General features: G+C 57.8%; 6 protein-coding genes. 2 read left to right on the top strand and 4 right to left on the bottom strand.

Translation table 11 applies throughout. From position 1 onward, the window contains the following. Positions 1-173: 173 nt before the first annotated feature. From LO50_RS21705 to LO50_RS21700, 3 genes are read right to left on the bottom strand one after another with little or no spacing between them, the layout of a single operon-like run. Complete coding sequence (locus LO50_RS21705; protein WP_042925880.1) at positions 174-1,874, bottom strand: AIPR family protein; 1,701 nt, start codon at positions 1,872-1,874, stop codon at positions 174-176. Positions 1,875-1,876: 2 nt separating this feature from the next. Then, positions 1,877-2,080 carry a hypothetical protein gene (locus LO50_RS24835; protein WP_152624003.1) on the bottom strand — a complete coding sequence of 68 codons (204 nt, stop codon included), beginning with the start codon at positions 2,078-2,080 and terminating at the stop codon, positions 1,877-1,879. Beyond that, complete coding sequence (locus LO50_RS21700) at positions 2,070-2,300, bottom strand: nuclease-related domain-containing protein (RefSeq protein ID WP_044316336.1); 231 nt, start codon at positions 2,298-2,300, stop codon at positions 2,070-2,072. The genes LO50_RS24835 and LO50_RS21700 overlap by 11 nt, the downstream gene beginning before the upstream one ends. A 243-nt stretch (positions 2,301-2,543) precedes the next feature. Between LO50_RS21700 and LO50_RS21695 the strand changes: the two genes are divergently transcribed. Both LO50_RS21695 and LO50_RS21690 read left to right on the top strand, forming a co-directional pair. Beyond that, positions 2,544-3,083 carry a DUF421 domain-containing protein gene (locus LO50_RS21695; RefSeq protein ID WP_044316335.1) on the top strand — a complete coding sequence of 180 codons (540 nt, stop codon included), beginning with the start codon at positions 2,544-2,546 and terminating at the stop codon, positions 3,081-3,083. Between the two features lie 131 nt (positions 3,084-3,214). Continuing rightward, positions 3,215-4,102: a LysR substrate-binding domain-containing protein gene (locus LO50_RS21690; protein WP_044316334.1), complete on the top strand. Its 888-nt coding sequence runs from the start codon at positions 3,215-3,217 to the stop codon at positions 4,100-4,102. Between the two features lie 10 nt (positions 4,103-4,112). Here the strand turns inward: LO50_RS21690 and LO50_RS21685 are convergent, their stop codons facing one another. After that, a complete protein-coding gene (locus tag LO50_RS21685; RefSeq protein ID WP_044316333.1) occupies positions 4,113-6,155 on the bottom strand; it encodes an ATP-binding protein in 2,043 nt (680 codons plus the stop codon). Positions 6,156-6,426: the final 271 nt, after the last annotated feature.

Here is a 6,426-nt window from a genome sequence, read left to right as displayed (position 1 = left end):
ATCGAAAAAGCTATTCCTCACTGCTTGTGGGGAGAGTCCATATAGGGTTGTTAGCTGCATGGGTTTGGACCTTGTGGAGGGCTACGCCGGAGAAAGTGGCAGGGACGGAGCTATATAGCTAGCCACCTGAAAATAAATCTGCCCCTTTCCCCTATTACGTCCAGGCTAACTCGCTAACTAACTTTCGATAACATTTCCTCCATCACCGCTTGCCGCTTCAATCTGTCGTCTGTAAGGTTTTCAAAGGACTGAATAATACCAATCGCCTTGTTGAAGGGATCCAATACGCTTGATCCATGCTTCGAAAAGCTTGAAATTATCTTGCCTGTGTATGACTCCATTTTCTTCGAATTGATTTTTGGTACTTCCTTCCCTGCCACTATTGCTCTAATCAATACGAGAATGTGCCATTTGTACTTGCGCATATTTTGAGGAATATCCGCACTCGCCACCAACAAATGCAATCTATAAAGAGAAAGACAAGCTGCGTAAAAAATTGACTCTTTCGTATCATCAGAGAAAATCTGGTCGCCTAACTGATCATACATTTGCTTTGGATAGCGATAAGCAAGATCCGGGCGTTCAAAAAACATCGAGGCAACAGCTTTAGCAGCAACGTTTACATTAAAGGTACGTACTGCAGGAATATCTCTACCTACATACTGCCTATCCCGGCGCTCGAAATAGAGCCGTCCGTCCTGACCTTCGAACGTATTGAAATATTCTTCGACTCTTTTCACTACGGGGCGAAGTGACAAAAACTGCGTTTCGTCAACTTTTGACTGACTATTTGTAGCGCGGACCAAATCAGCAAAAACGTCTTCATTAGAAGTTTCGACGACTTTCAGATTCACCATAACCGAGTCGTTAAGGCTATCTCTACACTCAAATAAAACGTTAGATGTTTGACAGCCATTTACAATCTGAAAATTTTCAAGATGAAGAATGCTACCCTGGACTCTTACGTCAGGGCTTACGATTGTTATCCCGTTATTCAGAACAGGAAATCTAGTTGATTGATTTACTTCTTCAAGCGTCTTAGCTATTGACCCATTAACTGGATTGTCTATCCCAAGGAACGCTCTGACGTTCTCCTGAAATACATGAGCTCTAAGGTTTCCATCCTCATTCAAGAGGAGATTATCTACAAGGTCCTTAGCTTTAACGACCGCAAGATACGCCTCATCAATCCCATGAATTTTTGGCAGTGCAGCATTACTAAACATTTCTAGCTCTGAGCTTACTGTTTCATAAGTGCTAACCCAGAGTCTTGTTATTTCTTCTCTGCCAAGAAAATCGATGTCGACATTACCAAAATAACCTATGTCTGATAATTGATCTATAAAATCAATTTTTGCATTCTCTAACGCTTCTGGTTTCTTATATGTTCCAGTAGTGACAAATCTCGCGGTTATATTTGGCTTCCCACCTCTTAGCTTTGGCACATTACTTAAAATTACCTCAAATATTTCGCGTGCATTATTCTGGACAGCATCATTCGACTCATAAGTACCTGCAGTTGAAAACCTCAGTATTGCCTCTTTAAACTTCAAAAAATCGCCTAAATCAAAGCCCTCACTCGTTTTCGCTTGAATGAACACCACTTCAACATCGTGATTCTTTCTTCCCGTCTTGAAGCAAGCCTCAGCATCCTCTGAGGAGATAACCAGTTCCTCGTCTATTATTATAGCTACACCGTCAATTCCATCATCTGCTTCACTAGACGTAACGTCGTCAAGCTCATATGTATTAACCAACCTAGCAGCTAGCACTGAATAATTTACGAACAACTCAAACTGCTTGGATTCATCTAGCTGCTCAAATCCATGACTTTTTACAAAGCTATCGAGGTGGGTTTTGGTAATCCTATGCATAATTACTCCTTTTTAACTCTTGATAAGTCCAGTACATCAAAAAATGTTCTGGAAAAGAGGACAGATTTATTTTCTCGTTCTGCGACAGCAGCGGGTCTTTCTTGAGCACCATCAACTGCAACGACAAAGAAGCGCGCCTGCACCATCGGGTTGGCGACGGTCTTCAGCCCGCTGCTGGAGCGCAGCGTGGCCCAGTCATGGGTCATGGGTCATGCTCTGAGTGGTGACGACCTTCCAGTCCTTGACCTCGAGCACGAGGATGCCGCGCCGTGGGTGCAGCACGACAAAGTCGGGATAGCGCGCCTTGGGCCCGACCGGGACGTTGCTCCAGCAGAGGTAGTCGTCTTCCAGAAGCTTTTCCAGCCGCTCGGCGAAGCGCCGCTCGCCGGGTGTGTCGAACTGGCATTGCGAGCGGACAGGGAACAAGCGCCATCTTTACCTTCCTTGGTAGCGGGCCGGTGCAGATCGTAGCGTCGCAGCGGAACCGTGATCGAGTGCGCAATTGCTGCGCGTGCTGGCACATTAGCCACTGCTTCCGTATGGGTAAAGCAGACGATGGATTAATCCTCGGTTTTCACACTGTCGCCTGACGCGCGGTCACTGGCGCCGTGTGCTCTTTCCGCCCGCCTTCCCTGTCCACCCCTGCATGGCTCAGTTGCGGAGGTGATCGTGGAAGGCATGTTTTTCAGTAGCGGAACGACATTGATACGGACGCTGGTAATCGGCGTGCTGGCCTATATCAGCCTGGTGCTGTTGTTGCGCCTGTCGGGGCGGCGGACGTTGTCGAAGATGAATGCGTTCGATCTGGTGGTGACGGTGGCGCTGGGTTCGACCTTCGCGACAATTCTGCTCAATCGCGATGTGTCGCTGGCCGAGGGGGTGCTGGCGTTCGCGCTGTTGATCGGGCTGCAGTATGTGGTCACCTGGTCCAGCGTGCGGGTGGCGTGGGTGCGGCGTACGGTGACGGGCGAGCCGGCGCTGCTGTTCTATCGCGGGCGTTTTCTCGGCGATGCCATGCGCGTGGCGCGAGTGACCGAGGATGAGGTGCGGGCCGCCGCGCGCAGTCAGGGGCTGGCCGCGCTGGATGGCATCGAGGCGGTGGTGCTGGAGACCGATGGCAGTTTCAGCGTGATCACCGATGGCGCTGGCGACAGCCGTTCCACGCTGGACGGGGTGAATGTGCCGGGGCCGAATGAAAAGGGCGTTTGAGGCCTTGGCGCGCCTCGGCGGCGACTGATCAACGCGCCCGCCGCCGGGCGCCCGCGCCGGTCCGGTTGCCGCCGCGCGGTGGTGCCGCCAGACTCGTTGCTTTCCGCCACCCCTTCGATGCGACCTCACCGATGAAAACCAACCTCGACGAAATGCTCGCCTTTGTCAGCGTGGTCGACAGTGGCTCGATCAGCGCCGCTGCCGTGCAACTGGAACAGACCGCTTCGGGCGTCAGCCGAGCGTTGAGTCGGCTGGAGGACAAGCTGGCGGTGACGCTGTTGCGCCGCACCACGCGGCGCCTCGAGCTGACCGAAGAGGGCGAGGTGTTCCTGGCGCAGGCGCGGCGCATTCTGGCCAGCGTGGAGGAGGCCGAGGAGCAGATGGCGCTGCGGCGGCAGACACCGGCGGGGCGTCTGCGGGTCAACACCGCTTCGCCGTTCATGCTGCATGTGATTGCGCCGCTGATCGGCGACTTTCGCGCGCGCTACCCGCAGATCGAGCTGGAGCTGTACAGCGACGACCGCATCATCGACCTGCTGGAGCGGCGCACCGACCTGGCCATCCGCATCGGCCCGCTGCCGGATTCCAGCCTGCATGCGCGGCCGCTGTGTCACACCATGCGCCGGGTACTGGCGAGCCCGGCCTATCTGCAGCGGCATGGCGTGCCGCTGCAGGTCGAGGACCTGGCGGATCACAGCCTGATCGGCTTTACCGAGCCGGACCGGCTCAACGACTGGCCGCTGCGCCATGCGCTGGGGGAAAGCTGGCGGATCACCCCGGCGCTGCGTGTCTCCAGCGGCGATACGGCGCGTGAACTGGCACTGGCCGGCGAGGGGCTGGTGTGTCTGTCCGACTTCATGACAGACAAGGATCGCCAGCGCGGCGAGCTGGTGGAGGTGCTGGCGGCGCGGCGCGTCGACGTGCGCCAGCCGATCAACGCGGTGTACTACCGCAACAGCGCGCTGGCCTCGCGCATCGCCTGCTTTATCGACTTTCTCAGCGAACGCCTGGGCGCGTAGCCGGCCACGCTCAGCCGTTGCCGAGAATCTCGCCGACCTTGGTGGCGAAGACATCGATGGCGAAGGGCTTGGTGATCACCGCCATGTCCGGGCCGAGAAAATCGTTGGCGGCGAAGCTCTCGGCATAGCCGGTGGCGAACAGCACTTTCAGGCCGGGGCGTTGCTGGCGGGCGATGTCAGCCAGTTGCCGACCATTCATGCCGGGCAGACCGACGTCCGAGATCAGCAGGTCAATGCGTTGCCCGCTCTCGGTGATACGGAGCGCTTCGCTGGCTTCGCCGGCTTCCAGCGTTTCATAGCCCAGCTCGTTCAGCACTTCGACCACCAGCGCGCGTACCACCGGCTCATCCTCGACCACCAGGATGGTTTCGCCGGCGCCTGTGGGCGTGCGTTCGGGTTCGTGGGCGAGGGCGGTGACTTCGCCCTGATGTACCGGCAGGTAGAGGTGCACCCGCGTGCCGATATCCGGCTCGGATTCGATCTGGATGTAGCCCTTGGACTGCTTGATGTAGCCATAGACCATCGACAGCCCCAGTCCGGTGCCCTGGCCGATCGGCTTGGTGGTGAAGAACGGCTCGAAGGCTCGCGCCATGACATTCGGCGCCATGCCGGTGCCGGTGTCGACGACGCTGAGCAGCACATACTCACCCGCGGCCATGCCGCTTTTATTTGAATCGGGTGACTTGCCCATGGTGAAGCTGGCGGTCGAAAGTGTGATCCGGCCGCCGTAGGGCATGGCATCTCGCGCATTGATGACGAGGTTGATCAGCGCGGTCTCGAGCTGATTCACATCCATGCAGGCCGGCAGCAACCCGCCGCTGAGGCGCGTCTCGATGGTGATGTTCTCGCCCGTGGTGCGATGCAGCAGATCCTCCAGCGAGGCCACCAGCTGGTTGACGTCGACCGGCTTGAGGTCGAGCGCCTGCTGCCGTGAGAAGGCCAGCAGCCGCTGGGTCAGCGCGGCGGCGCGCTGGGCGGACGTCACGGCGCCGCCGATATAGCGCTCCAGCTCCAGCGGCTCGTTGCGCTGATGGCGTCGCTGCATCAGGTCGAGGCTGCCGATGATGCCGGTCAGCAGGTTGTTGAAGTCGTGGGCGATACCGCCGGTGAGCTGGCCGACGGCCTCCATCTTCTGCGCCTGGCGCAGGGCTTCTTCGGCGCGGCTGCGCTCGGTGACCTCGGTGGCCACCCGCGCTTCGAGGGTCTCGTTGAGCTGGCGCAGGCTGTTCTCGCTGACGCGCAGCGCGTCTTCGGCATACCTGCGTGCGCTGATGTCGGTGCAGGCGCCGGCGACATAGGCGAGCGTGCCGTTGGCATCGCGAAAGGCCTTGGCCTTGCAGGCCAGCCAGCATTCCGCACCGGCATTCACCAGGCGAAACTCCGCGGTGAAGTCATCGCCCTTGGCGTAATGATCGAAGGCCAGGCGCACATGTGCACGGTCATCGGGATGGACCTGCTGGACGAAGCCATCGACGCTGGTGACCTGCTGCCCAAGTGGCAGATGGAAGATCTGCTCCAGCGAGCTGTCCAGGCTGAGGCTGCCATCACTGAGAAACCAGGTGAAGGTGCCGATGCCGGAAGCGAGCAACGCAGCGCGAAAACGCTCCTCGAAGTGGCTGAGACTGTCGCTGTGCTCCCGCTGGACCTCCTCGGTCACGTCTTCGACCTGGTGGATGATGTAGAGCACCTCACCCCGCTGATCGAGCACCGGAACATTCAGCGGCCGCCAGTAGCGCAGCTCGAAACCGCCGCCCAGCGCTGCGGGCCGGGGGATGTCGTAGCGGGTGATCGCCATGCGATCCGGCGCGCGGCTGCGCAGCACACGCTCAAGCGAGTCGCGCAGTACACCGGTGCCGAACTCGGTTGGATCGTCCGGATTCTTGCGGAACACGTCGAATACCGGTCGGCCCACGCTTTCTTCCCTGCGCGTGTGGGTGGCGCGCAGTTGCGCGTCGCTTGCAGCGAGGATGGTGAAATCCTGATCAGGCGCGAGGATCAGATGCAGGTTGGGGACGGCTTCGAATATCGCCTGATAGTTGAGCGTCTGCGTCATCGGACTAGCGGAACCCTTGAATGAAACCTCGGCCGGGCGCTTCCATCTGCCAGAGGTTTAATAGTGTGAATGGGCGTGCGTTCTCTCGGTGCGTCAGAGCGGAATCGGCTATGTCCCGACTCAGCCTTGCGCATTGGTCATATTCAGCAGAGGCGGCAAGGGCGACGATGGTTCCAGCAACCGGACGGAGCGCAGGAGAATATCGGAATAGCGTGACGCGATGGGCGATCCGCCCAGGCGTGCGGGCGCGGGTAGATGCAGGTTGCGGCCG

The sequence above is a fragment of the Stutzerimonas stutzeri genome (genome assembly GCF_000935215.1).
Classification (GTDB): domain Bacteria; phylum Pseudomonadota; class Gammaproteobacteria; order Pseudomonadales; family Pseudomonadaceae; genus Stutzerimonas.
The sequence above is the reverse complement of the archived record's forward strand: the minus strand, read 5'-3'. Positions and strand labels throughout refer to the sequence as shown.